22 protein-coding genes, 2 tRNA genes and 3 rRNA genes are annotated in these 25,396 nt (G+C 43.1%); 11 read left to right on the top strand and 16 right to left on the bottom strand.

Translation table 11 applies throughout. The features are described from left to right. Position 1 precedes the first annotated feature (1 nt). Positions 2-925, bottom strand: a complete 924-nt coding sequence (locus O4M77_RS11625) for a mechanosensitive ion channel family protein (protein ID WP_004783545.1) — start codon at positions 923-925, stop codon at positions 2-4. A gap of 9 nt (positions 926-934) precedes the next feature. Further along, the gene (locus O4M77_RS11620; protein ID WP_312332943.1) at positions 935-1,765 is read right to left on the bottom strand and encodes a hypothetical protein; all 831 of its coding nucleotides are present in this window, start codon (positions 1,763-1,765) and stop codon (positions 935-937) included. Positions 1,766-1,858: 93 nt separating this feature from the next. Here O4M77_RS11620 and gspE point away from each other — a divergent pair, with 93 nt between their 5' ends. Next, positions 1,859-3,346, top strand: coding sequence for a type II secretion system ATPase GspE (gene gspE, locus O4M77_RS11615; protein ID WP_180179890.1), 1,488 nt, complete (start codon positions 1,859-1,861; stop codon positions 3,344-3,346). A 173-nt stretch (positions 3,347-3,519) separates the two neighbouring features. Here gspE and O4M77_RS11610 read toward each other — a convergent pair whose 3' ends face one another. The 5 genes from O4M77_RS11610 to O4M77_RS11590 all read right to left on the bottom strand — a co-directional run bounded on the left by O4M77_RS11610 (position 3,520) and on the right by O4M77_RS11590 (position 7,529). Then, positions 3,520-3,945: an organic hydroperoxide resistance protein gene (locus O4M77_RS11610; RefSeq protein WP_323713489.1), complete on the bottom strand. Its 426-nt coding sequence runs from the start codon at positions 3,943-3,945 to the stop codon at positions 3,520-3,522. A 118-nt stretch (positions 3,946-4,063) separates the two neighbouring features. Next, on the bottom strand, positions 4,064-4,891 hold the full coding sequence (locus O4M77_RS11605) for a carbon-nitrogen hydrolase family protein (RefSeq protein WP_323713488.1): 828 nt from the start codon (positions 4,889-4,891) through the stop codon (positions 4,064-4,066). Between the two features lie 20 nt (positions 4,892-4,911). Then, entirely contained in the window at positions 4,912-5,430 is a 519-nt protein-coding gene (gigB, locus tag O4M77_RS11600; RefSeq protein ID WP_323713487.1) for an anti-anti-sigma factor GigB, read from the bottom strand. Between the two features lie 112 nt (positions 5,431-5,542). Continuing rightward, positions 5,543-6,511 carry an RsbU family protein phosphatase GigA gene (gigA, locus tag O4M77_RS11595; protein ID WP_323713486.1) on the bottom strand — a complete coding sequence of 323 codons (969 nt, stop codon included), beginning with the start codon at positions 6,509-6,511 and terminating at the stop codon, positions 5,543-5,545. 103 nt (positions 6,512-6,614) lie between these two features. Next, on the bottom strand, positions 6,615-7,529 hold the full coding sequence (locus O4M77_RS11590) for a VacJ family lipoprotein (protein ID WP_323713485.1): 915 nt from the start codon (positions 7,527-7,529) through the stop codon (positions 6,615-6,617). A gap of 547 nt (positions 7,530-8,076) precedes the next feature. Between O4M77_RS11590 and O4M77_RS11585 the strand changes: the two genes are divergently transcribed. The 6 genes from O4M77_RS11585 (at position 8,077) to O4M77_RS11560 (ending at position 14,965) form a co-directional block, all read left to right on the top strand. Then, positions 8,077-9,614: ribosomal RNA gene (locus O4M77_RS11585) — 16S ribosomal RNA — on the top strand. A gap of 61 nt (positions 9,615-9,675) precedes the next feature. Next, positions 9,676-9,752, top strand: a tRNA-Ile gene (locus O4M77_RS11580). A gap of 47 nt (positions 9,753-9,799) precedes the next feature. After that, positions 9,800-9,875, top strand: a tRNA-Ala gene (locus tag O4M77_RS11575). 475 nt (positions 9,876-10,350) lie between these two features. After that, a 23S ribosomal RNA gene (locus O4M77_RS11570) occupies positions 10,351-13,242 on the top strand. Between the two features lie 234 nt (positions 13,243-13,476). After that, a 5S ribosomal RNA gene (gene rrf / locus O4M77_RS11565) occupies positions 13,477-13,591 on the top strand. Together the 16S, 23S and 5S rRNA genes with 2 tRNA genes alongside form the textbook arrangement of a ribosomal RNA operon. Positions 13,592-13,742: 151 nt before the next feature. Beyond that, positions 13,743-14,965, top strand: a protein-coding gene (locus O4M77_RS11560; RefSeq protein ID WP_159124595.1) for an IS3 family transposase whose coding sequence is annotated in 2 segments (ribosomal slippage) — positions 13,743-14,079 and positions 14,079-14,965 — 1,224 coding nt in all. Because the reading frame shifts where the segments join, the coding sequence is not laid out codon by codon here. A 48-nt stretch (positions 14,966-15,013) separates the two neighbouring features. Here the strand turns inward: O4M77_RS11560 and O4M77_RS11555 are convergent. The 9 genes from O4M77_RS11555 to rplM form a co-directional block, all read right to left on the bottom strand. Further along, complete coding sequence (locus tag O4M77_RS11555; RefSeq protein ID WP_004785266.1) at positions 15,014-15,427, bottom strand: roadblock/LC7 domain-containing protein; 414 nt, start codon at positions 15,425-15,427, stop codon at positions 15,014-15,016. A 10-nt stretch (positions 15,428-15,437) separates the two neighbouring features. Continuing rightward, a complete protein-coding gene (locus tag O4M77_RS11550) occupies positions 15,438-15,980 on the bottom strand; it encodes a GTP-binding protein (RefSeq protein ID WP_313484583.1) in 543 nt (180 codons plus the stop codon). A gap of 14 nt (positions 15,981-15,994) precedes the next feature. After that, complete coding sequence (locus tag O4M77_RS11545) at positions 15,995-16,825, bottom strand: hypothetical protein (RefSeq protein WP_323713484.1); 831 nt, start codon at positions 16,823-16,825, stop codon at positions 15,995-15,997. 233 nt (positions 16,826-17,058) lie between these two features. Beyond that, positions 17,059-17,385 carry a roadblock/LC7 domain-containing protein gene (locus O4M77_RS11540; protein ID WP_323714104.1) on the bottom strand — a complete coding sequence of 109 codons (327 nt, stop codon included), beginning with the start codon at positions 17,383-17,385 and terminating at the stop codon, positions 17,059-17,061. Between the two features lie 454 nt (positions 17,386-17,839). Next, complete coding sequence (locus tag O4M77_RS11535) at positions 17,840-18,487, bottom strand: hypothetical protein (RefSeq protein WP_159123653.1); 648 nt, start codon at positions 18,485-18,487, stop codon at positions 17,840-17,842. A gap of 18 nt (positions 18,488-18,505) precedes the next feature. Next, positions 18,506-18,934, bottom strand: a complete 429-nt coding sequence (locus O4M77_RS11530) for a ClpXP protease specificity-enhancing factor (RefSeq protein ID WP_034704105.1) — start codon at positions 18,932-18,934, stop codon at positions 18,506-18,508. Then, complete coding sequence (locus tag O4M77_RS11525) at positions 18,927-19,595, bottom strand: glutathione S-transferase N-terminal domain-containing protein (RefSeq protein WP_104425777.1); 669 nt, start codon at positions 19,593-19,595, stop codon at positions 18,927-18,929. The genes O4M77_RS11530 and O4M77_RS11525 overlap by 8 nt, the downstream gene beginning before the upstream one ends. Positions 19,596-19,927: 332 nt before the next feature. Further along, positions 19,928-20,314: a 30S ribosomal protein S9 gene (gene rpsI / locus O4M77_RS11520; protein ID WP_004785251.1), complete on the bottom strand. Its 387-nt coding sequence runs from the start codon at positions 20,312-20,314 to the stop codon at positions 19,928-19,930. Positions 20,315-20,326: 12 nt separating this feature from the next. After that, positions 20,327-20,755 carry a 50S ribosomal protein L13 gene (rplM, locus tag O4M77_RS11515; protein WP_004785249.1) on the bottom strand — a complete coding sequence of 143 codons (429 nt, stop codon included), beginning with the start codon at positions 20,753-20,755 and terminating at the stop codon, positions 20,327-20,329. Between the two features lie 535 nt (positions 20,756-21,290). Here rplM and pdxA point away from each other — a divergent pair. From pdxA to O4M77_RS11495, 4 genes are all read left to right on the top strand, one after another. Next, positions 21,291-22,259, top strand: coding sequence for a 4-hydroxythreonine-4-phosphate dehydrogenase PdxA (pdxA, locus tag O4M77_RS11510; RefSeq protein ID WP_416359233.1), 969 nt, complete (start codon positions 21,291-21,293; stop codon positions 22,257-22,259). Between the two features lie 30 nt (positions 22,260-22,289). Further along, positions 22,290-23,102 carry a 16S rRNA (adenine(1518)-N(6)/adenine(1519)-N(6))-dimethyltransferase RsmA gene (rsmA, locus tag O4M77_RS11505; protein ID WP_323713483.1) on the top strand — a complete coding sequence of 271 codons (813 nt, stop codon included), beginning with the start codon at positions 22,290-22,292 and terminating at the stop codon, positions 23,100-23,102. A gap of 5 nt (positions 23,103-23,107) precedes the next feature. Further along, complete coding sequence (locus O4M77_RS11500; RefSeq protein WP_323713482.1) at positions 23,108-23,953, top strand: symmetrical bis(5'-nucleosyl)-tetraphosphatase; 846 nt, start codon at positions 23,108-23,110, stop codon at positions 23,951-23,953. 106 nt (positions 23,954-24,059) lie between these two features. Next, positions 24,060-25,364 (top strand): IS4 family transposase, encoded by a 1,305-nt coding sequence (locus O4M77_RS11495; protein ID WP_159124594.1) that lies wholly within the window; start codon positions 24,060-24,062, stop codon positions 25,362-25,364. Positions 25,365-25,396: the final 32 nt, after the last annotated feature.

The following is a 25,396-nucleotide window of genomic DNA, read 5'->3' as shown; positions in this document are numbered from 1 at the left end:
GTTATTTTAAATCCGGCTCTCTCTTCAGCTCCTTCTCATTGGCATATTGATCAACGTCTTCATTTTCCAGTGGGCGAGCCAGTGGATGATCAACAAAGCCCATTTTCGGTACCGGAATTTCAATCTGGTTATCGAGAAAGCCATTTCGAATCCGTTCCTGCATTTCATCACGGACTTTCAGATAATTTTCCTGCTGACACCAAATCGCAAACAAAAGTTCAATCGAAGATTCACGGAAGGCGGTGACTGTGACTGCAGGCTTTGGATCGGCCAGAACCAGCGGATATTTATTGGCAACATCAAGCAGTACTTCACGCACCTTGATGATGTCTTCATGGAAATTAATAGCCAAGGTAATCGGAATACGCCGGATTGGAAACTTGGACAGGTTATGTACCGGAGCCCGAATCAGCTGTTCATTCGGTAAACGTACATAGATATTATCTTGGGTAAGCAGTTTGACCGAGAGCAGATCAATCGAAATCACTTCACCTTCAACGGTATGTCCACGAATCAGTGTAATCTGAATGGTATCACCGACCTCAAAAGATCCTTCACCAATCAGGAAGATACCGCTGATCAGGTTGGATGCAGAGGTTTGGGATGCGAAACCCAAGGCCACAGTTAAAATACCTGCTGCACCAAGGAAAACACTCAGCTTAAAGCCAGCCTCCTTTAAACTTGCCATTACAAACAGCAGGAAAATAAAGTAGAAAATCCCACGACGCCAGACCATTTGCTGATGCGCATTAAAGCGTATACCAATAGTACGGATAAAAGCATTCGAAAAAAAACGTGCGATCAGGAAACCAATAAAACACAGCACAACCGCGACGACGATTTCAGTCAGGCGATCGGTATTAATATTAGTAAATACTCCCTTGAGACTGTTGGTGACTTCGGTTGGAATATTCGAATTTGGCATCACACGCTCTTAGAAAAATGAATCAAACATATTAAATAAATTTCCCGCCGGATCACGCGGTGGGTGTAAATAATCTACTTCACCCGCATTGGGCGGGGTACGGTTTTCTACCCGGATCCGGGGTGGGCGATCCAGACCTTCATGCAAAACCTTAATCTGCGAGGTCCACAGACGTTCAGTGCTGGCACTATAAAAGAGAGGTAATGCAGGTACTGGAACATTCATACGATCGAAACGTAGTTGCTTGTGACTGGTATTATGAAATTCAATTGGAGTCACAGCACGGAATGCACGAGGACGTAATTGTTCTAGCTCGGTTCTTCCGTCGACCGCGGTAGCATAGCAAATTTCACCGGAACGATGATTGGGTCCAAACCAGGTGTCTTTCGGTAAAATCACTGGAAGATCAAAAATCGGTTCACGTTGACCTTCGACAAAACCGGCAATCCATAGCGGAGTGCTGATATAGAGCGTTCCACGTTGTCCAGCCGGAATATAAATCGGATCAACCGGTTTAATCACCACAGAGCGATTTGCCAGCCGAGGCATAAGCTGTAATTTGCTTTGGGTAGATTTGAACATATAGCGTTCAATTTTTACCGGGGTTGGAAATGCAAACAGTGGGTCACTGATCTGATGCCATTGCTGTTCATAATCGTACTGAACCCTCGGACGGTAATATTCTAGTCGCCATTCCTGCAAGCCTCGGGTCAAACGAAACAGCAGAGAGCCAAATTGCCAGGCCTTGGACTCGTTAATTTCAAAACTTTGCTCTCCCCACCATTGGATTCGGGGAGACTGCAGGTTTAATTCCTCTTGATCTTGGGGCAATGTTGGCATCCTTTCTTGCTAAATCTTTGAAAACATACTTCACGCTGTCATATGCTTAGAGTACACTCAATTTAAATTTTTTCATCATTATTATAATCTGCGATGCAAGTACTGAAACAATTACAAATCCCGTATAGCTTTGCGAAACGTCATGGTGTGCTGTTGCGTTATGAGGGAGATCAGGCTTTTATTGTCCGTCGTGATAATACATCTATGCTTGCATTACAGGAAGCACGCCGTTTGCTGGGTCATCCGGCCCAGTATCAACATTGTACAGAACAAGAATTCAATCAGTTACTCAGTTCCAGTTTTGCCGGCGATAGTGGTGAGTCACAGCAGGTCGCGGCTGGTCTGGAAGATCACCCGGATTTATTAAGCCTTGCTGATTCGGTCCCTGAAGCCGAAGATCTGATGGATCAGGAGGATGATGCGCCTATTGTCCGTCTGATCAATGCCTTGTTGTCTGAAGCAATCCGGGTTGGAGCTTCAGATATTCATGTGGAATCTTTCGAAAAACGACTTTCGGTACGCTTGCGTGTCGATGGGCAGTTGCGTGAAATTGTGCAGCCACGTCGTGAGCTGGCGCCATTACTGGTATCACGGATCAAGGTCATGGCCAAGCTGGACATTGCAGAAAAACGTATTCCTCAGGATGGACGTATTTCCTTGCGTCTGGCAGGGCGTGAAGTCGATGTCCGTGTTTCAACCTTGCCATCCTCTTATGGGGAGCGGGTGGTGATGCGATTGCTAGACAAACAGGCTGGCCGTCTAAATATGACTCATCTGGGCTTGATGAATAACGATTATGATCGACTCAAGACCCTGGTGCATCGTCCTCATGGCATTATTCTGGTGACTGGACCTACCGGTTCGGGTAAGACCACTACCTTATATGCAGCACTTTCTGATCTAAATGATGGTTCCAAAAATATCCTGACGGCTGAAGATCCGGTGGAATATCAGTTAGAAGGGATTGGTCAGACTCAGGTAAATACCAAAGTCGACATGACCTTTGCTCGTGCTTTAAAAGCCATGTTGCGTCAGGATCCGGATGTGGTGATGGTCGGTGAGATTCGTGATCTGGAAACCGCAGAAATTGCAGTTCAAGCCTCACTGACAGGTCACTTGGTATTGTCAACGCTGCATACCAATACTGCGATTGGTGCAGTGACCCGTTTAAAAGACATGGGAATTGAGCCATTCTTGCTATCCAGCTCCTTAATTGGGGTAGTTGCTCAGCGTCTGGTACGTACCTTATGTCCGCATTGTGCGACCTGGAAGGATGCGGATGCATTTGAAAAGAATCTGTTTGAACATATTGAGCATCCACAGGATTTAAGATTACCTCAACCGCACGGTTGTGAACGGTGTGGTAATACCGGCTTTAGTGGACGTACCGCCATTTATGAAATTGTACCGGTTGATGAGCATATGCGCCGTCTGATTCATGGTAATGCGGCTGAATATGAGCTGGAAACCTATGCACGTCAGCAATCTGGTTCAATTCGTGATGATGGTTTACGTAAAGTGCTGACTGGTAAAACGACTATTGAAGAAGTTTTGCGTGTGACCAATGAGGCGGCAGAGTAAATTTTTATTCGTTGTGATAGGAAGGCGCAGTTTTCTTAAGTAAATATCTCAAATGATTATTTTTCTATTAAATAGCACAAAGCAATTTTGATTAAAATTTTATAAGAATAATCAGCTCTATCCTGAAATGACTTCTGATTTTTCAGGATAGAGAGTGGAATGCTTATGTAGACTTAGGTGATGACATTCAAAGTAACATCAATATTGTTTCGGGTTGCATTTGAATAAGGACAAACGATGTGTGCGGCATCGACCAGCTTTTGAGCTTCGTCCTGTTCCATTCCTTCTAAATGAATATTTAAAGTCACTTCAATGCCAAAACCGGTAGGAATCGGACCAATGCCAACTTCACCCTCAATATGGGCATCTTTGCTAATATTGATTTTATCCCGGTTGGCAACAAACTTCATGGCACCTAAAAAACAGGCTGAATAACCTGCAGCGAACAATTGTTCAGGATTGGTCCCGCCACCTGGGCCACCCATTTCCTTAGGCACTGCCAGTTTTACATCCAGAATCTGATCGTCAGAGGTTGCACGGCCATCTCGACCGCCTGTAGCTTTGGCACGTGCGGTATATACTGCTTTTTCTAATGACATGAGAGTATTTCCTGCTTGTTCTTTTATGGAACTTCTATGCTCCATAATTTCTAGGGAAGAATAAGCAGGGATTTTGTTAATTTATGCAAGCGAATGAGAATACGGTGGAAAGTCTGAATTAAGAGAATTGTAGCAGCTTGCGATGCTGCATGAGTGGCATAGACTCACGCACTTTAGCCTGCTCAGTCAAATCAAAATCAACCGTAATAATCTGTGCGCCTTCGGTATGCACCATATCGAGAAGTTGACCACGACTGTTTGTGGCAGCGGCATGTCCCCAAGTTTGACGTTTTTCACCATGCCAGCCCTGTTGAGCAGCGCCAAGAACTGTGCATTGGGTATCCATAGCACGTGCTTGCAATAATAATTGCCAGTGCATTTGGCCAGTGGTGAAGGTAAAGGCAGATGGTGCAGTCAAAATATTTGCACCTTGTGTACGTAAATGAAGCGCAAGTTCAGGGAAGCGCAGGTCATAGCAGACCATCATGCCAATATTGCCAAAAGGCGTCTTCGCAACGACGACATCGGTACCTGGTTCAAAGAATTGGGATTCCTGATAGCCCCCAACAGCATCACCGACCTGCACGTCAAAGAGGTGAATCTTATCATAGCGAGCTTCAGTTTTTTCTGGACTAATACACAGACTTACGGTTCTAACCCGGCCATCTTCAATAATCGAACCATCAGGACGATAAGGACAGGGTAATGTCCCTGCGATAATCCAGATCTGATATTGATGCGCTAGTTGTTCCAGGCGTTGTTGAATGCTCTCGAATTGAGCTGCAGTTTCGCGCTGCTTACCAGCAGCAAAACAGACGAAATTTTCAGGAAAGACAATAAGCTCAGCACCTTTTGCTTTACTTTGTTGAATTAATGATTCGATGGTCATGAAATTTTGCTCAATTTCATTTTGGGAATTCATCTGTGCAACAGAAAGTAAAGTCATAGGGATTCCTTATTGTGTGTTCATACCTTTTGTTCAGACACTTGATCTAGATTATCTTGTTCTTTTTGCAACTGTTTGACCAAGGGCTCAAACATATTCTGGTTGCTCTGATTTAACCGCATTAAAGTCTTGTGTGCATCTAGAACAGTTTTCAGCATTGCTTGATGCGTCACATGTTCTTCCATCAGTTTACGCGTACATACATTTGAATCACCGCAGTAATCCAAAATGACAAAGACCTGCCCCAAGCCCATACTGTTGGCCAGAGTCGTGATATCAGAGTTAGTCGACAACATCACCGCCTGGATCTTATGGAACTGCTTAAGTTTAAGTCCTAATTTTGCTAGGACACCCAGTACAGTGCTGTCAATAAAGCTGGTTTCAGTCAGATCAACAATTGCGCCAACAACGTTGTCCTGCTGCTCAAGTTTGTTCAGTAATTTGTCTAGACTAATACAAGATTGGGCCCGCACTTCGCCGATAAGCTTAAAAATATGCGTTCCATTCAAGCTTGCATATTCAACATGACCTGTTGACATATAAATGCCATTTGCAGAGAAGGATATTAAATTATCCCATAGGGTCTACGGATACTCAAGTAGCTGAAAGTCGCAATCAAATTAAGTGCTTATAAAGCTTGTGATTATACTGCTATTTCACTCTTATAAAGCTGAGAATGGCAATATCGTCGGCAACATGTTCGGGTGCTTCGAAGGATTCGTTCTGTAAGTGATGCAATAATTGGGAAAATTGTTCATTCAGACCGCCGTTAAACGGCTCCAATGCTCCATCTGAACAGATAATAAATCGTGCATTGCGGCTGAGGATATATTCATTTTCTTCTACCTCAAGGTCTTCAGTGAGGCCAAGAGGAAAGCTGCTGGATGACAGGATTTTAGGTTCCTGATTCGGTTCAAAGATAATCGGAGGAGGGTAGTGGCCAGCACTAGACCATTTCAAGACATGGGTTTCCAGATTCAGAATTCCGGCAATCATGGTAATATGTTTTTCAATATTTTCCTGAACCAGCATCCCGTTCAGCTTCTTGATCAGCTCACGAGGCGTTTTCGAACGTCCATGAAAGGCTGCCATCCAGGATGTTAATAAACTGCTGGTAACGCCATGACCAGAAACATCTGCCAGATAGAAAATGACTTCTTTATCGCTGATTTTCCAGTAATCATACCAATCGCCAGATAGATAGGCAGAAGGCTGAAAATAGGTTTCAACCGCATAATTGGTTAATTCAATTTCATTCGGTAGCAAACGTTTTTGTAGCTCTGCCGCAGAAGGAAGGTCACGACTATCCTGATTACGCTTATATTGCGCATCAATTTTTTGTAATGCGATATCGGGTTGTTCAGGCAGTTTATTCCAGATCCAGCCTGCCAAAGCGCCTTGTTCCCAAGCTTGTGCCAAGGCTGTTCCTTCATTTTCCAGCGCTAATACTACAGTCGGAAGGTTCCACTTGTATTTCAGATAATCATGTACATCTGCAATGGCAATAATCGTTGCATCGTACAACTCGTGATCTTCCAGCTTGATTACTTGAACGTGCGGAAGCTTCTCAAGCACTTGATCTAAATAAGGAATATCGCGAGTAGGTTGAATGAAATACATAGACAGGTAGTTCGATCCTGGAATGAGTTATAAGATGTACTATAACAAGCAAATGATTGCTAGCGAACGGTTTTCGCTAGCAAATCATCATTGAGCTTAGGTTTCAAAGGTCATCACTAGAAGATTCAGTCTCATTTTCATCGAAAGATTCATCTTCAAGATTTTCATCATCGAAGTCATCTTCAAGGAATAAAGATTCCTGTTCCAGACCTTTTTTCTGGGCGATCATATAATTGGTACGTTGCAAATAAATATCGCGAATTTGTGCATAACGATCACCTGTTAACACACCTTCAATATCAAGTAATTCTGCACGATTATCAATTGCACGCCAGAATTGATCACCCCAATACAAGCCTTCATCATCTTCAAGAATATATTTCTGTGGACGGGTCTGGCTATCGACTGCCATACCGAAAGTATCACGCACAGAACTTGGGCCTAGGAACGGTAACATCACATAAGGACCGGAAGGTACACCGTAATAACCTAGCGTAATCCCGAACTTTTCATCTTCATGATCCAGTCCCAGACGACGGGCTGGGTCTGCCAGACCTAAAGTAGTTAAGGTATTAAGGGTAAAACGGCCCAAAGATTTTGCTGCACGAGCAGGACGGCCCTGAATCAACTGGTTTACCGCATTCCATGGTTCACCTAAATTGCTACGGAACTGGGTATAGCTGCCACGCACATCTTGAGGAACCTTTTCCTGATACTGAACCGCAATGGGGCGAACAACTGCCTGATCGATTGCATCATTAAATTGATACACCTTTCTATTCCAGCCCTGGAAAGGATCTTTAACTTCTTCAGCCTGTGCAGCGCTAGCATCGACTTTTAGCTGGGTTTGCAGGTGACTCACTTTAGAAGATATTTTTTCTCTGAGTGGAACCGTAGCAGTAGTAGAAGATTCAGTTTCTATTTCAGTCTGTTCAGACTGAGTAGTGTCTTCAGCAAAAATTAATGGGCTAGAGGCCAAAGAAAATAAGCATAAAGATAAATAAATAGAGCGATGCATAAGGAAACCCCAAAGCCTTGTTCTGAGTATAGTGGCGTTGTTTAACCCGGAATAATAAACTGTATTACTAGGAATAGGCGTAATTTAAGCAAAATTGTATAATAAATGAATAAAAACTTCATAAAAGGCTAAAAATTAGACATGCGGTAAGATTTATTTGAAAAAGGTATTGCAAGCCCTCTGAAATGCTGTAGAATGCACATCCATCGGCGGTGATGAAGATTAAAACTTCTGATAAAACAGTAACTTAGCATGAAATGGTTGAGTTAGGTTTTAGAAAGAAAGTTTAAAAATAATTTTCATTACTGGTTGACTTTCTAGAGATAGAGAGTAATATAGCCGACCTAGCTTGCTACTGACGAAGTAGCAAGAAGATCATTAAGAGATTATGAAGAACAACTTGTGTGGATTTTTACTGGTTGATTGATCGAAATTATTTTCATTGATTGATTGGTTTAAATTACTCGAAGTTTATTTGAGCGAAATTTAAGTCAGAAAATTGATGAGCCAAGTTTAAGAACTTTACTTATAAAGTTCGAAATGATTTTAACTGAAGAGTTTGATCATGGCTCAGATTGAACGCTGGCGGCAGGCTTAACACATGCAAGTCGAGCGGGGATAGGGTGCTTGCACCTGATTCCTAGCGGCGGACGGGTGAGTAATGCTTAGGAATCTGCCTATTAGTGGGGGACAACGTTCCGAAAGGGACGCTAATACCGCATACGTCCTACGGGAGAAAGCAGGGGATCTTCGGACCTTGCGCTAATAGATGAGCCTAAGTCGGATTAGCTAGTTGGTGGGGTAAAGGCCTACCAAGGCGACGATCTGTAGCGGGTCTGAGAGGATGATCCGCCACACTGGGACTGAGACACGGCCCAGACTCCTACGGGAGGCAGCAGTGGGGAATATTGGACAATGGAGGCAACTCTGATCCAGCCATGCCGCGTGTGTGAAGAAGGCCTTTTGGTTGTAAAGCACTTTAAGCGAGGAGGAGGCTTACCTGGTTAATACCCGGGATAAGTGGACGTTACTCGCAGAATAAGCACCGGCTAACTCTGTGCCAGCAGCCGCGGTAATACAGAGGGTGCAAGCGTTAATCGGATTTACTGGGCGTAAAGCGCGCGTAGGTGGCTAATTAAGTCAAATGTGAAATCCCCGAGCTTAACTTGGGAATTGCATTCGATACTGGTTAGCTAGAGTATGGGAGAGGATGGTAGAATTCCAGGTGTAGCGGTGAAATGCGTAGAGATCTGGAGGAATACCGATGGCGAAGGCAGCCATCTGGCCTAATACTGACACTGAGGTGCGAAAGCATGGGGAGCAAACAGGATTAGATACCCTGGTAGTCCATGCCGTAAACGATGTCTACTAGCCGTTGGGGCCCTTGAGGCTTTAGTGGCGCAGCTAACGCGATAAGTAGACCGCCTGGGGAGTACGGTCGCAAGACTAAAACTCAAATGAATTGACGGGGGCCCGCACAAGCGGTGGAGCATGTGGTTTAATTCGATGCAACGCGAAGAACCTTACCTGGCCTTGACATACAGAGAACTTTCCAGAGATGGATTGGTGCCTTCGGGAACTCTGATACAGGTGCTGCATGGCTGTCGTCAGCTCGTGTCGTGAGATGTTGGGTTAAGTCCCGCAACGAGCGCAACCCTTTTCCTTATTTGCCAGCACTTCGGGTGGGAACTTTAAGGATACTGCCAGTGACAAACTGGAGGAAGGCGGGGACGACGTCAAGTCATCATGGCCCTTACGGCCAGGGCTACACACGTGCTACAATGGTCGGTACAAAGGGTTGCTACTGCGCGAGCAGATGCTAATCTCAAAAAGCCGATCGTAGTCCGGATCGCAGTCTGCAACTCGACTGCGTGAAGTCGGAATCGCTAGTAATCGCGGATCAGAATGCCGCGGTGAATACGTTCCCGGGCCTTGTACACACCGCCCGTCACACCATGGGAGTTTGTTGCACCAGAAGTAGGTAGTCTAACCTTAGGGAGGACGCTTACCACGGTGTGGCCGATGACTGGGGTGAAGTCGTAACAAGGTAGCCGTAGGGGAACCTGCGGCTGGATCACCTCCTTAACGAAAGATTGACGATTGGTAAGAATCCACAACAAGTTGTTCTTCATGACGATGTATCTGAGGGTCTGTAGCTCAGTTGGTTAGAGCACACGCTTGATAAGCGTGGGGTCACAAGTTCAAGTCTTGTCAGACCCACCATCTGCCAGAAAACAGAAAATCAGAAACATTGACTTAATTGATAAGCTGGGGACTTAGCTTAGTTGGTAGAGCGCCTGCTTTGCACGCAGGAGGTCAGGAGTTCGACTCTCCTAGTCTCCACCAAATTTCAAGACCAGAAAAACAACGTTTTTCCTTGAAATTTAAGCAAGAAGCTACGCTTCGCGCAGTATGTGATCATACAGTGGTGTGAATGTTTAGTTCCTAAGCGATCAAGTGTTTAGATCCTAGAGATTAACAAGTAGAAGCGTTAAGATACGCACCACTTGATAATCTCTGTGATTTATCACAGTAATGCAATCCGACGAGGATGCATTAAATCATTAACAGAATATATTTGAGTTGAAATAATTTGTTCATACTCATGAAAGAGCGGAAACAGGAGATCGCAAGATTGATTGTTGAAGTGATTGAATGAGAACTAGCGAAATTAACTGAATCAAGCGTTTTGGTATATGAATCTAATTGAAGCTGTACAGTGATTAAGTTCACGAGACTCTAACTGTGTAATTAACTGAGTGATTGGTTGATTATGTTGTTTATCCTACTTGTAGGGATGAACGACTGTTTGGGGTTGTATAGTCAAGTAATTAAGTGCATGTGGTGGATGCCTTGGCAGTCAGAGGCGAAGAAAGACGTGATAGCCTGCGAAAAGCTCCGGGGAGGCGGCAAATATCCTGTGATCCGGAGATGTCTGAATGGGGAAACCCACCGGCTATAAGGTCGGTATCATAAACTGAATACATAGGTTTATGAGGCGAACGCGGAGAAGTGAAACATCTCAGTATCCGTAGGAAAAGAAATCAATTGAGATTCCCTCAGTAGCGGCGAGCGAAAGGGGAACAGCCCATTAAGTCATATCAGTTTTAGTGGAATGCTCTGGGAAGTGCAACCATAGTGGGTGATAGTCCTGTACACGAAAGGGCTGATATGATGATGTCGAGTAGGGCGAGGCACGTGAAACCTTGTCTGAATATAGGGGGACCATCCTCTAAGGCTAAATACTCCTGACTGACCGATAGTGAACCAGTACCGTGAGGGAAAGGCGAAAAGAACCCCTGTGAGGGGAGTGAAATAGATCCTGAAACCGCATGCATACAAGCAGTGGGAGCCACTTTGTGTGGTGACTGCGTACCTTTTGTATAATGGGTCAGCGACTTATATTCAGTAGCGAGGTTAACCGAATAGGGGAGCCGTAGAGAAATCGAGTCTTAATAGGGCGTTTAGTTGCTGGGTATAGACCCGAAACCGGGTGATCTATCCATGAGCAGGTTGAAGGTTGGGTAACACTAACTGGAGGACCGAACCCACTGTCGTTGAAAAGCCAGGGGATGACTTGTGGATAGGGGTGAAAGGCTAATCAAACTCGGTGATAGCTGGTTCTCCCCGAAAGCTATTTAGGTAGCGCCTCGGACGAATACCATTGGGGGTAGAGCACTGTTTCGGCTAGGGGGTCATCCCGACTTACCAAACCGATGCAAACTCCGAATACCAATGAGTACTATCCGGGAGACAGACTGCGGGTGCTAACGTCCGTAGTCAAGAGGAAAACAATCCAGACCGCCAGCTAAGGTCCCTAAATCATAGTTAAGTGGGAAACGATGTGGGAAGGCATAGACAGCTAGGAGGTTGGCTTAGAAGCAGCCACCCTTTAAAGAAAGCGTAATAGCTCACTAGTCGAGTCGGCCTGCGCGGAAGATGTAACGGGGCTAAAACTATGTACCGAAGCTGCGGATTTGCAATTTATTGCAAGTGGTAGGGGAGCGTTCTGTAAGCCGATGAAGGTGTGTTGAGAAGCATGCTGGAGGTATCAGAAGTGCGAATGCTGACGTGAGTAACGACAAAACGGGTGAAAAACCCGTTCGCTGAAAGACCAAGGGTTCCAGTCCAACGTTAATCGGGGCTGGGTGAGTCGACCCCTAAGGCGAGGCCGAGAGGCGTAGTCGATGGGAAATTGGTTAATATTCCAATACTTCAGTGTAATGCGATGAGAGGACGGAGAAGGTTAAGTCAGCCTGGCGTTGGTTGTCCAGGTGGAAGACTGTAGGCATGTATCTTAGGCAAATCCGGGGTACTCTATGCTGAGAGTTGATAGCAAGCCAGTTTACTGGTGAAGTGGCTGATACCATACTTCCAGGAAAAGTCTCTAAGCTTCAGTTACACTGGAATCGTACCCGAAACCGACACAGGTGGTCAGGTCGAGTAGACCAAAGCGCTTGAGAGAACTCTGCTGAAGGAACTAGGCAAAATGGTACCGTAACTTCGGGAGAAGGTACGCTGCCGGCGGTGATAGGACTTGCTCCTTGAGCTGTTGGCAGCCTCAGAAACCAGGCCGCTGCAACTGTTTATTAAAAACATAGCACTCTGCAAACACGAAAGTGGACGTATAGGGTGTGATGCCTGCCCGGTGCTGGAAGGTTAATTGATGGGGTTAGCGTAAGCGAAGCTCTTGATCGAAGCCCCAGTAAACGGCGGCCGTAACTATAACGGTCCTAAGGTAGCGAAATTCCTTGTCGGGTAAGTTCCGACCTGCACGAATGGCATAATGATGGCGGCGCTGTCTCCAGCAGAGGCTCAGTGAAATCGAATTCGCCGTGAAGATGCGGTGTACCCGCGGCTAGACGGAAAGACCCCGTGAACCTTTACTGCAGCTTGACATTGAACTTTGATCTTACTTGTGTAGGATAGGTGGGAGGCTTTGAAGTGGTGACGCTAGTTGCCATGGAGCCGTCCTTGAAATACCACCCTGGTAATATTGAGGTTCTAACTCTGCTCCCTGATCGGGAGCGAGGACCATGTCTGGTGGGTAGTTTGACTGGGGCGGTCTCCTCCTAAAGAGTAACGGAGGAGTACGAAGGTGCGCTCAGCGTGGTCGGAAATCACGCGTAGAGTATAAAGGCAAAAGCGCGCTTAACTGCGAGACCCACAAGTCGAGCAGGTACGAAAGTAGGTCTTAGTGATCCGGTGGTTCTGTATGGAAGGGCCATCGCTCAACGGATAAAAGGTACTCTGGGGATAACAGGCTGATACCGCCCAAGAGTTCATATCGACGGCGGTGTTTGGCACCTCGATGTCGGCTCATCTCATCCTGGGGCTGAAGCAGGTCCCAAGGGTATGGCTGTTCGCCATTTAAAGAGGTACGCGAGCTGGGTTTAGAACGTCGTGAGACAGTTCGGTCCCTATCTACCGTGGGCGCTGGAAATTTGAGAGGATCTGCTCCTAGTACGAGAGGACCAGAGTGGACGAACCTCTGGTGTACCGGTTGTGACGCCAGTCGCATCGCCGGGTAGCTATGTTCGGAAGGGATAACCGCTGAAAGCATCTAAGCGGGAAGCCTACCTCAAGATAAGATTTCCCCGAGACTTTATGTCTCCTAAAGAGCCGTTGAAGACTACGACGTTGATAGGTTGGATGTGGAAGTGCAGTGATGCATGAAGCTGACCAATACTAATTGCTCGTGAGGCTTGACTATACAACACCCAAGCAGTTGTATATAAAGCATCAATTGATTTCATATTGATCTAACGATCAGACAAAAACTTGATTTAGTTAAGCTAATCGAACAAATGAGAGTATAATTAAGCACTGCTTAGTTCTACTCGCAAGAACTCAGATACATCTGTTAATGCATTCTATTTGAAGAAAGCTAGGCAAACGAAGCGCAAGCAACGTAAATAAGACCATAGCGAGTAAGCATACCAGTTGTGCTGGCGACCATAGCAAGAGTGAACCACCTGATCCCTTCCCGAACTCAGAAGTGAAACCTCTTAGCGCTGATGGTAGTGTGGGGTCTCCCATGTGAGAGTAAGTCATCGCCAGCTCATTATTCCAAAAGCCCTCTGCTCATGCAGGGGGCTTTTTTTATGCGTGAAATAAAGATGAAATAGAAAAAGGCTTAAATAAATTTAAGCCTTTTTGAATCTATCTATTGTCCCGTCCTGAAATAAGTTTACACCTTAAGAGACTTATTTTATGGAACATGCACAAGAACAACGAGTTAAACGCACACAACGTGATTATAGCTTCGCCTTTAAAATGATGGTTGTACATGAAGTAGAAAAAGGGCAAATTACTTATAAACAAGCTCAGGCAAAATATGGTATTCAAGGAAGATCAACTGTGCTGGTATGGTTACGCAAGCACGGACAACAGGACTGGACTTCGAATATGCCGACTTCTTCTAAACGCCAATTAACCCCCCAACAACGAATCCGCCAATTAGAAAAGCAGTTAGCCGCAGAAAAGCTTAAAACTGAATTTATTCAGGATGTGATTTATCACATTGATAAAGAATGTGGGACTGATCTTGGAAAAAAGTATACCGAGCACGTTTCAAAGATTGGCAAAGCCAAAGAAGACTAAGCGTTTCAAGTTATTGTCAGTGGTTGGGAATCACCCGACAAGCTTATTATCAAGCAGAAAAACGTGCTCAAATGACTGCACAAGCAACTGAACAAATACTTGAGTTGGTTATGGAATATCGTTGTCTCATGCCAAGTATCGGAACACGTAAGCTGTATTGGCTTATTAAAGGCAAATTGTTGCAGCGTGGTTTAAAGTGTGGACGGGATCAGTTATTTAAAATATTGAAAGAGCATAATTTATTGATTCGCCCCAAGCGTCGCTATACAAAAACTACGGATAGCAAGCATTGGATGAAGAAGCATCCAAATTTATTAAAGGATTATTCAGCAGTGCAAGCCAACGAAGTCTTTGTTAGTGATATTACTTATGTTGAGAGTGCTGAAGGCGTACATTATTTATCCTTAGTGACAGATGCTTATACCCGTCAGATTAAAGGTTATAAGTTATCGAATGATATGCGTGCGGAGAATGTTGTGCAGGCTCTACATATGGCGATGCAGCATGTGACGGATCGAGCGACAAGGATGATTCATCATTCAGACAGAGGCTCTCAGTATTGCTCTGAACTATATCAATCGGCATTACGCCATTATGGGGTATGTCCTTCTATGACAGATGGAGGAGACTGTTACCAGAATGCATTAGCAGAGCGGATTAATGGAATATTAAAGCAGGAGTTTTTAATTACACGATGTCAAACCATGAAGGAGTTAGATCACTTAATTGCGGAATCTATTATGATTTATAATTGCTATAGACCACATTTAAGTTTAAATATGAACACCCCGAATCAGACGTATGAGCAAACTAAAACCGAGCTAATTGCTTAACTCGGTTTGAAGTGGAATACTGTCAATCTATTTCAGGACAAGACATATTTATTGATCTGCAGCGATAATGGATTGTGTGGCATTCTTCAGCATATACAGGGCCTGACCCAATAAAATATCTTTTTCGGCTAAAGTGACCAGAATAAGAGGGTGTTTCGGTGCTGCAACCGCTGTCAAAATGGCTTTACCATTTTCTGCATCCAAAGTAATGCTCTGACAGCCAGTAAGATGGATCTCTTTAGTAAATGCAGAAACCATCGCTAAAATCGAGCTACTCACAGCAGCAAGCTTGCTATTGTTATAGTTGTCTTTCTTATGAATTGTGGCCAATTCAAACCCATCTGTTGAGCAGACCATTACATAATATACGCCACGAACATTGCTAATGATCTCCTGAATTTGCTGTTTGGCATGCTGAACGAGGGCTTCGGGGGCTTGACGTCTTTCTTGTATAGTAAGCATGCTTTAATCCTTAGCTCATGAGGTTATGGTTGACTTCGATTGAAGTAATGAGGGCTTCTAAGAGAAGCAAGATGTCGTCTTTTTGACGAGCATCTACAAAAAAGAGGGGGGTATAGAGATCCTGCTGGATCAGCCAGTCCTTATAAATCTGGGTAAAATGAGGGCTTTCAAGATCACTGTGCGTAATCCCAATGGCAATATTATGGGTATATTCCTGGAATACTTCGATATAGCTTTCCAGTTCTTGGATCGGATCACTCACTGTATGATCAATAAGGATAATGGCACCTAGTGCGCCTTGACAGATGACAGGCCAGATAAAGTCAAAGCGACTTTGTCCAGGCGTCCCATACAGGCCAATTTTGGTTCCATCTTCTAATGTGATCTCACCATAATCGATTCCTACCGTGGTTTCCATTTTTGTATGGCTGCGGTCGTCAGTATTCAGTGCCTCAGTGAGTAACACTGGTATATCAGATAATGAACGTATCGCGGCTGTTTTACCTGCGCCCATGGAGCCCGCAAAAACGATTTTATATTGTTGTAAAATCATAAGTATTTACTTTATTAAAATCCAAATTTAAATCGAAGCTTTCCAAAAAAGCTTTTAATGAAATTTTGCTGTTCTATTCTTTCAACTGGCTCAGTGGTGCGATAGCGACTTTCCCAAGCATTAATTTTTTCAATATTTCCTGAAGCCATACTGGCTGCGATAAATTGTCGAAGCGTGAGTAAAGAAATTGCATGTTGTTCAGCAATTTTTGAAATTTTAGCCCCTTGAATAAAACAGGCTGATATCTGAAAAATACGTTTTTTATGCAGCGGATGAGCCGGCTTTGGCCAGTAATGAATTTTATAATGACCATCTTCAGGTGCGATCTGAGCAAAACTAGGCGAGTTCCAGAAAAAATTCCATAACCAGTCTTGGAGAATCTGCGTTTCTCTACGTGTCACTTTTAAGAGGTCGCTAGTAGATGCGAAGTCATATTGAAAAGAAAAGTCTGTGCCAGTTTCAGCCCGGTCTTTGTTTAACCAGGCCAGGTTTTTTGCTGAGTCAATAATGGCAATGGTGCCATGCTGATCATAGAGATGTAATTTACCTTTTTCAGGATGCAGCATCTCTTTAAAAAAGTTAATGGTGTAAGGATGGTCAGAAGATTGCTGGATCTGAATGGGGGCTGAAAATATAGGTTCTTCTATTTCTGAGGTAATTTCTGAATTTAGGACGTTTTGCTCAAACCAGTGCTTGAGATTTTGTGTATTTTGCAGGGGTAAAGCGAGCGTATTATTTATAATCTGGTTCGAGTATTGAGTATTTTTAGAAATGCATAAATAAGGGCATTTTTGGTTTTTGAGAACACGTTGAATACCCTCTGTTTCAAGAAAGTATTCATACACCAACAGGCAATCGAGATGAGGATCGGAAGCAGTGTTCCATTGCAGGATAAAATGGTCAGGAATGATGTGTTGTAAAGTTTTTTTAGTTTATCTGCATCGTGAATACTTAAACCTGCTATTCCAATATGAATATAATGCCTATGCATTTTAAGTCTCGATTAAAGTTTATATTTTATTGGGTGAAGCGCATAAGGATCCCCTTTATTACATGAAATAAAGGGGAAAACTGTGTATTAGCTAAAGTCTAAACCTTGTTCAAAAGATTTAAGCTCATGACGAGCCATAGCCAGGTTTGCTTTAGAACGATCCAGTACAAGATACAGGAATACATTGTTATTCTTTTCGAGTGGGCGAATGAGATGATATTGCTTGCCCAGCGTAATCAGAATATCTTCAATCGAGTCATTCAGGTTTAATGAATTCGCTACACGGCGTTTTGCGCGAACCACTTCTGTATTGCCGGCTGCTGCAAGTTCAAGATCGATATTGCCACCATCTTGAGTTGCCAGAGCCAAGCCGCTTTCACCATCAGCTAATGCTACAGCAACGAAACCATCAATGTCTGTAAGTGTATCTTAGGTTACCTTAGCCATAATTATTTCCCTGTTATAAAAATAGTTGATGCGTTAGTTGTATTTGATGAAGTTCGAATATTATCTTTTTCATTCAAATTCATTATAAAAATGGGGGAGTAAATTACAATTGAAATAAAAACCATATAAAATTTAATGTTTTACTTTATATCTTAATTTTTAACTTGTACTTTTTAATTATGTGATGCGTTTATCTTTTTATTTAAGGATATGTGAAATGATTCTGTGATTATTTTTTAATCTATAATCTCACCTTAATCTAAAAGATGTAATAAAATATTTTGAATGGATTATGGAACTAATTAGGTAAAAATTTCAGTTGAAAAAATAGATTCACTTCATTCTCTAATAAATTTAAAGAATAAAAAAAGCCAATATCTCATTGGCTTTTAGTAAAACTAAATTTTTGAGGTTGAAGTAGTTATGCAAATACGCGTAATACTGCTTCAATCAATACCCAAAGAATCGCAAGCGCAACCACTGGCTCAACGATTTTTGCCCAGGTTGGTGTTTCTACAACAGCAACTTCTTCAATATCATGATGCTGGCTATTTTGATGAACCATTTGGCTAAACTCCTTCATTGATGCTTCTAATGATAGCTCTTCTTCATGAATTGGTTTAGAGCCTTTGAGTTCTGTTAGGTTATTTGTTGTCCAAACCCAATCATCTGCCTGCCCAGACAAATGTTCAATTTGTCCTTTCAACAGCTCTTGGATACTGGTCTGATTATGATTGCCAGTATCATGTAACTGCTTCAATTCAGTCAGCTGAAAATGGAAAATTTCAGACGTGAGCTGCTCCAGCTCGGGTTTCGGTAAAGTTGACTTGTTTTCCACTCGGGTAGTCAGGTGACGGGCGATTTCCAGAATATAAAGTTTATCTGGATGCTTGATTTCATTATATATTTTTTGCGGATTGTTACGCCATTCGCTAATCAGTTTGCCTAAAGTGAGAGCATTGATTTCTGAAATATATTTACGTCTTTCTTCTTTTGTATAGCCTTGTAGAAGCTCAGGCTTTTGAGTTTCTATCTGTTCAACAAAATATTGTACTAAATCAAAAGCCATTCACTTACTCCATTATTTTTAATCTAATAACCTTAGGGTTGGTTTTTTCTTTGCGGGTTCAGGCTGTTCTTCAGTGCTTGATTTTAAAGCATCTTCATCACTTTGTGTATGCTCATATTCATTTGGATCAAAGAATAATCCTTGACCATTTTCACGTGCATAGATCCCGAGGACTGCTGCCATCGGTACATAGATATCACGTGATACGCCACCAAAACGTGCTGAGAAGGTGATGGCTTCATTATCCATATTTAGCGCATGAACTGCATGCGGCACAATATTCAGGACAATTTGGCCATCTTTAATAAACTGCTCGGGTACCATGGTATTTGGACGTGTAGCATCGACCAGCAGATAAGGCGTCATATTGTTATCGCAAATCCACTCATAGATTGCACGTGCCATATAGGGACGGGTAGGACTTAAGTTGAATTCTTGTTCAGACATGATGTTTCTCTACAGGTTTGATTTGCTCTTGGTAGCGGTTTTTTTCCTGCAAGGTCATGGATTTTGCAAATGCAGGACGGCTAAAAACTCGTTGGCAATATAAATAAAATGGACGACATTGTTGTCGAGGTAATTCTACTCCCATGCTTTTGAGTCGAATGAAAATGGGAGCCAGCATACAATCTAAGATGCTGAATTGTTCCGACATAAAATAAGGAAAATGCTGGAACAGGGGCGTTAATGAAATCAGGATATCATGCAACTGTTTTTGAGCCTTCACTTTGGCTGCAGCGTCCAGAGTATCCGGATGGCATAGCATGATATCTGCCAGTTTGAGCCAGTCATTTTCAAAACGCCAGATATATTGCCGCTGTTCCGCACGAGGCATGGGGGCATCTGCATAGAGCTTGTTCTGGCGGTAACGATCGTCTATATATTCGGAAATGATGCTGGTATTGAATAATTTTAAATCATTTTCAATCAGCATGGGCAGCTGGTTATAAGGATTGAGGCTGGCCAGATCTTCATCATCGCTATCGACCAGGATCAGGTTATATTTAATCTGCTTTTCGGCAAGTACGTAGCGAATCCAATGGGAACGAAAGTCATCGGCATGGCTATATAAGGTGAGTCCTTGAAGTGGCGCGCTTTCGACTGACATAAATCCTGATTAAGTTCTAATGAATAGACTAGGATACTAAAAATCAACCTAAAAAGCACGAAGCATAAAAAGCCAATTGGACTAAGGCAGGGTAGAGTAGAAAAAAATGAAAGGAGCAGAACAACATGATCATGAATTTTGGCTTAATTATTCTGTTTATTATCATCGGTGTTGCGAATTATTATCTGACCAAATCCTTCTGGTGTCATGAAGGGGTATGGGGTAAGGATGTGCATGAACAATGACAATAAAAATAATATTAAGTGGTCATTTTCAAGCCATAAAAAAACCCTGGTATACACCAGGGTTTTTTGTCCGATTCGGTAAACGAATTAACGTTTAGAGAATTGAGGACGTTTACGAGCTTTACGTAAACCAAGTTTCTTACGTTCAACTTCACGAGCATCACGAGTAACGAAACCAGCTTGACGAAGAGCAGGTTTAAGAGTTTCGTCAGAAGCGATCAGTGCACGAGTAATACCGTGACGGATAGCGCCTGCTTGACCACCGATACCACCACCAGCAACAGTGATGTAAAGGTCATATTTCTCAGTCGCTTCAAGAAGTTCAAGAGGTTGACGAACAACCATACGAGCAGTCTCACGACCGAAGTATTGTTCTAAAGAACGGTTGTTGATTACGAGTTTACCAGTACCAGCAGATAGGAAAACACGTGCAGTTGCGGTCTTACGGCGACCTGTACCATAGTTAGTAGCCATGTGCTGTATCCCTTAGATGTCCAAAACTTGTGGCTGTTGAGCAGTATGTGGATGCTCAGTACCAGCGTACACTTTCATTTTTTTGATCATTGCATAACCAAGAGGACCTTTTGGCAACATGCCTTTTACAGCGCGTTGGAAAATTTCTTCTGGTTTGTGAGCAACTAATTTTTCAAAATTAGTTTCACGAATACCACCAGGGAAACCAGTATGGCGATAGTATTTCTTGTCAAGTGATTTGTTACCAGTCACTTGGACTTGCTCAGCATTGATAACAACGATGTAATCACCAGTGTCAACGTGAGGAGTATAAGAAGTTTTATGCTTACCGCGTAAACGACGAGCGATTTCAGTCGCGAGACGACCTAAAGTTTTGCCAGAAGCATCAACAACGTACCAGTCGTGTTGAACTTCAGCTGGCTTAGCGCTGAGAGTTTTCATTAAACCACTACCTATTATAGTTGGTTTGGACTATGGAAGCTGTCCAAACAAAAGGAGACCGAATTCTACCCGAAAGCCGGGAGAACCACAATGAAAATATAAAATTTCAAGCGCTGTATTTTACAACGTCTTTCAATGAATGACCAGTAGGATTTTTAGCCTATAAGCCCATATGATTAATCATTAAATAATAAAACGGATCTAAGACTAGGGGGCACATCTTTGTATGAATGGATTCACCTGTTTTTTAATATGTATTTCTTTAGCAAATGGCCCGTCTTCGATTCTGCTTAGGTTTACTTTCTAAACTTGAGACAATCCTCCCTGAAAATGCCAAAAGCTAAACGTGTCGAGTGTTGAGATGATTGCCTGAAACTCTTTATAGGATTTATTGACGTCCGTCCGGTTTATCTTTCTTTAATATAATGAGAAAGGTATAGTATTATTTGAATAAACATCATCTAAACCTTTATCTAAAACTTTCCCTGTGAAATTTGTACTAAAATAAGGACAATTGATAATACAGAAGAAAGTCATGCTGCCTTTATATATTACCAGTGGTGAACCTGCCGGAATTGGTCCAGATATCTGCCTGAGTCTGGCGGATCGTATTGATGAACGTCCATTGGTGGTACTTGCCGATCTGGAAATGCTCCGTCAACGGGCACAGCAGTTAAAACTTCTGGTTGAACTGATTGAATATACAGGGCAAACGATTTCTTCAGAAAAAAGTCAGCTTTATGTCGAGCATGTGCCTTTAAAAGAGCCGGTAGTACTAGGACAGCTGAATAGCCATAATGCCGCTTATGTACTGGAGCAGCTACGTCGTTCAGCTGAATATGCTATGACGAATAAAAGCGTGGGTGTAGCGACTGCACCAGTGCAAAAGTCGGTAATTAACGATGCAGGCATCCATTTTAGCGGTCATACCGAGTATTACCAGGAATTTGCAGGTGTACCGCGTGTGGTGATGATGTTAGCAACCAAAACCTTGCGCGTGGCTTTAGCAACCACACATCTTCCACTTCGTGCAGTTGCTGATGCGATTACTCCGGAACGCCTGCATCAGGTGATTGATATCCTGATTCATGACCTGAAATCCAAATTCAAAATTGAACATCCGCATATTCTGGTCTGCGGTTTAAATCCACACGCAGGTGAGGGCGGTTATCTGGGGATGGAAGAGATTGAAGTGATCAATCCTGCGCTTGAAAGCTATCGCGCTCAGGGTATCAATATGAGCCTGAGCCTGCCTGCAGATACTTTATTTACCCCTGAAAATTTGAAAGATGCCGATGCTGTTCTGGCGATGTATCACGATCAGGGTTTACCTGTGTTAAAATCTCAGGGCTTTGGTGAAGCCATCAATATTACTTTGGGCTTACCGTTTATCCGAACTTCTGTCGATCACGGCACAGCACTCTCCCTCGCAGGTACAGGCCTTGCGAAAAGCTCAAGCTTACATGTGGCTGTGGACTTGGCGCTGGATTTAGCGCGTCAATGATCTCGTCTTTATTACACGTTGGAAATGTCTATGTATCAGATTAATGCCTTAAACCCAAAAGATGAAGGGCATCACACGCGTAAGCGTTTTGGTCAAAACTTCTTACATGACCAACGTGTCATTGCCAAAATTGTGCGTTCCGTAAATCCGCGTGCAGGCGAAAATATTGTTGAAATTGGTCCGGGTCTGGCTGCTTTGACATCTCCTTTAATTGGTGAATGTGATGCCTTGACCGTACTTGAGCTGGACCGTGACTTGGCCGCTGGTTTGCCGGGTCGTGTGCCGCATCCTGAACGTTTAACCATTATTGAAACAGATGCGCTGAAATACGATTTCACCAATTTGTTTGAAGAAGGTCGTCCGTTACGTGTAGTCGGAAACCTGCCTTATAACATTTCGACACCGCTGTTGTTCCATCTCCTGGAATTTGGTGACAAAGTCAAAGACATGCACTTCATGCTGCAAAAAGAAGTGGTCGATCGTATTACAGCTTCACCAAATACCAAAGAATATGGTCGTTTGTCGGTCATGATCCAGTATTACTGCAAACCGACTTTCCTGTTTGAAGTGCCGCCAGGCTCTTTCAATCCGCCACCAAAAGTGACGTCTGCCGTGTTCCGTTTGGAGCCGTACGATGTAAAACCGATCGTGGCAAAAAATGAAAAAGCTTTGGCTCATCTGGTATCGCATGTATTTACCCAGCGCCGTAAGACTTTGCGTAATAGCCTGAAAGGGATGCTGGTTGAAGATGGTTTTGAAAAGGCAGGTGTGGATCCAATGGCACGTCCAGAGATACTGTCACTTGCCCAATTTGTGGCTTTATCTGATCAAATGGTAGCTTAAAAATAATGACCCGCACTGTTCGATACAATTATGTGATTGGTGATGTACAAGGCTGTTTTGAAGCCTTGAAGGCACTGCTGAAAGAAATCCGTTTTGATTCTGATCAGGACTTTGTCTGGTTTGCTGGTGATCTGGTGGCTAGAGGGGAAAACTCGCTGGGTGCATTACGCTTCATTAAAAAGCTTGTCGATAATGGCGTGGCGGCAACAGTGCTGGGTAATCATGACCTGACTTTGCTGGCTTATGCACGCGGTATTAAGCCGATTAAAGACAAGGATAATGTCCGTGATGTGATTGATGCGATCGACAGTGATGAGTTAATTGACTGGATCCGTAAACAGCCGATGTGTCTGTTTCCGAATGAACAGACGGTACTGACCCATGCCGGTATTCCCAATATCTGGGATGCAGCCAAGACGGCTGAATTGGCTAAAGAAGTAGAAGCCATTATTGCCCATGATGATTTTGAGGTGGTGGATACTTTCTTAAAGGAAATGTTTGGGAAAGAGCCTACACTCTGGTCAGATGAATTAGAAGGTCATGAGCGTACACGCTGTATCGTGAATTACCTGACCCGGATGCGTTTAACCGATACAGAAGGACGTTTAGAATACAGTTTTAAAGACTCTCTGAATGATCCAATGCCGGAAGGCTTTAAGCCCTGGTTTGAATTTGAATCGAAAACTGCCGCAACCCATCAAATTGTATTTGGGCATTGGGCTGCCTTACAGGGTAAAACCATTTCTGAGCGAATTCAGAATGTCGATGGTGGTTGTGTCTGGGGTAATCAGCTGATGGCTTATCGACTGGAAGACCAGCAAATGTTCGCTGTCGATAATCCGGTATTTTAAAAAATTCAAAGCTAAAAAAGCCACGTTCAACGTTAATGCCAGTCAGTTAAGCAAATTTTAGTAAAATGTAGTAAAAATGAGTGTATGTAAATACGCTCATTTTTTTATGTCTTTATCTGAACATTTAGAATCCACTCTTGAACATTCTCTCCCATCACTCAACCATTTTTGTGAACTTATTGATTTAAATTGGATTGAAACAAGCCTGCATCAAACAGGTAAGGCATCAATCAGAAGGAGAAAATTACCTGCTGAGCATGTGGTTTGGCTTGTTATTGGGCTTGCCTTGTTTCGAAATCAACCCATCAGCTATGTTGTAGAGCAATTAAACCTCGTGTTTGGTACAACAGAATATTGTGTTCCTAGTGCAGCAGTCCAAGCACGACAACGTTTAGGACAAGAGCCTTTAAGTACCTTATTCTCTCTGCTCAGCCAAGCATGGTTTGATGAAACACAGCAACAATATTCAAACTTTCAAGGACTTAGCATATGTGCTGTTGATGGGGTGGTTTGGTCTATGCCGCTGACCGAAGAGAACTTTAATCATTTTGGCTCATCTAAAGGTAAAACTGCTGTAGCACCTTACCCACAAGTGAGAGCCACGTGCCTAGTCAATACCAATACCCATGAAATCATAGATGCCCAAATAGGCAGTATGGATCAGGGTGAACTCACATTAGCAAATCAATTATCTCCTCCAGCACAAAGTATTACATTATTTGATCGAGCTTATTTCTCTGCTGATTTTCTAATAGGGTGGCAAACACGTGCAGAATCAAGTCATTGGCTGATGCGAGCAAAAGATAATTTACGTTATGAAATTATTAAACGGAATTCCCCACATGATTTTCATATCAGGATGCCAATATCACCTAGAGCCAAGAAGCTTAACCCAACGTTAGGGGATTATTGGGAGGCACGTTTGATTGAAGTTGAGCAGGCAGGAAAAATCAGACGTTACATTACTTCATTATTAGATTCAAAGACATACCCACTTATAGCCTTGGCAAAGTTATATGCTCAGCGTTGGGAAATTGAAATGTGTTACCGAGAAATTAAAAGCAATTTGCAGAAAGGTAAGCTCTTAAGAAGCAAGCAACCAGACTTAATTTATCAAGAATTATGGGGTGTCTTGATTGCCTATAATGTTCTGAGACGACAAATGAAACATATGGCTCAACGAGCTAAAGTAAGTCCTTTGAGAATCAGTTTTCATATTGCATCTATTGCCCTTCTTAATTTACTCAGATTCGACTCTTTGGCTTCTGCAGGTAATCTCCCCAAACATCTGGAAAGTTTAATGGAGAAATCTAATCGGTATGTTATACCTGAGAGAAGAGTGAGGAGTTATCCAAGGGTTGTAAAAGGAAAACCTCAAAAATACCCAAGAAAAAGCCAGTCAATCTCTTAACTGACTGGCATTAACGTTCAACGTGGCTTTTT

It is taken from the genome of Acinetobacter sp. YWS30-1, assembly GCF_033558715.1.
Lineage (GTDB): Bacteria > Pseudomonadota > Gammaproteobacteria > Pseudomonadales > Moraxellaceae > Acinetobacter.
This window is presented reverse-complemented; position numbering and strand designations above follow the sequence as displayed.

Excerpts from the sequence above, each read along its gene's own strand:
- gigA (WP_323713486.1), bottom strand. The coding sequence starts at position 6,511 with ATGTATTTCATTCAACCTACTCGCGATATTCCTTATTTAGATCAAGTG.
- pdxA (WP_416359233.1), top strand. The coding sequence starts at position 21,291 with ATGCTGCCTTTATATATTACCAGTGGTGAACCTGCCGGAATTGGTCCA.
- O4M77_RS11495 (WP_159124594.1), top strand. The coding sequence starts at position 24,060 with ATGTCTTTATCTGAACATTTAGAATCCACTCTTGAACATTCTCTCCCA.
- O4M77_RS11610 (WP_323713489.1), bottom strand. The coding sequence starts at position 3,945 with ATGTCATTAGAAAAAGCAGTATATACCGCACGTGCCAAAGCTACAGGC.
- rpsI (WP_004785251.1), bottom strand. The coding sequence starts at position 20,314 with ATGGCTACTAACTATGGTACAGGTCGCCGTAAGACCGCAACTGCACGT.
- rplM (WP_004785249.1), bottom strand. The coding sequence starts at position 20,755 with ATGAAAACTCTCAGCGCTAAGCCAGCTGAAGTTCAACACGACTGGTAC.
- O4M77_RS11605 (WP_323713488.1), bottom strand. The coding sequence starts at position 4,891 with ATGACTTTACTTTCTGTTGCACAGATGAATTCCCAAAATGAAATTGAG.
- O4M77_RS11620 (WP_312332943.1), bottom strand. The coding sequence starts at position 1,765 with ATGCCAACATTGCCCCAAGATCAAGAGGAATTAAACCTGCAGTCTCCC.
- O4M77_RS11525 (WP_104425777.1), bottom strand. The coding sequence starts at position 19,595 with ATGTCAGTCGAAAGCGCGCCACTTCAAGGACTCACCTTATATAGCCAT.
- gspE (WP_180179890.1), top strand. The coding sequence starts at position 1,859 with ATGCAAGTACTGAAACAATTACAAATCCCGTATAGCTTTGCGAAACGT.
- gigB (WP_323713487.1), bottom strand. The coding sequence starts at position 5,430 with ATGTCAACAGGTCATGTTGAATATGCAAGCTTGAATGGAACGCATATT.
- rsmA (WP_323713483.1), top strand. The coding sequence starts at position 22,290 with ATGTATCAGATTAATGCCTTAAACCCAAAAGATGAAGGGCATCACACG.
- O4M77_RS11625 (WP_004783545.1), bottom strand. The coding sequence starts at position 925 with ATGCCAAATTCGAATATTCCAACCGAAGTCACCAACAGTCTCAAGGGA.
- O4M77_RS11500 (WP_323713482.1), top strand. The coding sequence starts at position 23,108 with ATGACCCGCACTGTTCGATACAATTATGTGATTGGTGATGTACAAGGC.
- O4M77_RS11530 (WP_034704105.1), bottom strand. The coding sequence starts at position 18,934 with ATGTCTGAACAAGAATTCAACTTAAGTCCTACCCGTCCCTATATGGCA.
- O4M77_RS11555 (WP_004785266.1), bottom strand. The coding sequence starts at position 15,427 with ATGCTTACTATACAAGAAAGACGTCAAGCCCCCGAAGCCCTCGTTCAG.
- O4M77_RS11590 (WP_323713485.1), bottom strand. The coding sequence starts at position 7,529 with ATGCATCGCTCTATTTATTTATCTTTATGCTTATTTTCTTTGGCCTCT.
- O4M77_RS11535 (WP_159123653.1), bottom strand. The coding sequence starts at position 18,487 with ATGGCTTTTGATTTAGTACAATATTTTGTTGAACAGATAGAAACTCAA.
- O4M77_RS11550 (WP_313484583.1), bottom strand. The coding sequence starts at position 15,980 with ATGATTTTACAACAATATAAAATCGTTTTTGCGGGCTCCATGGGCGCA.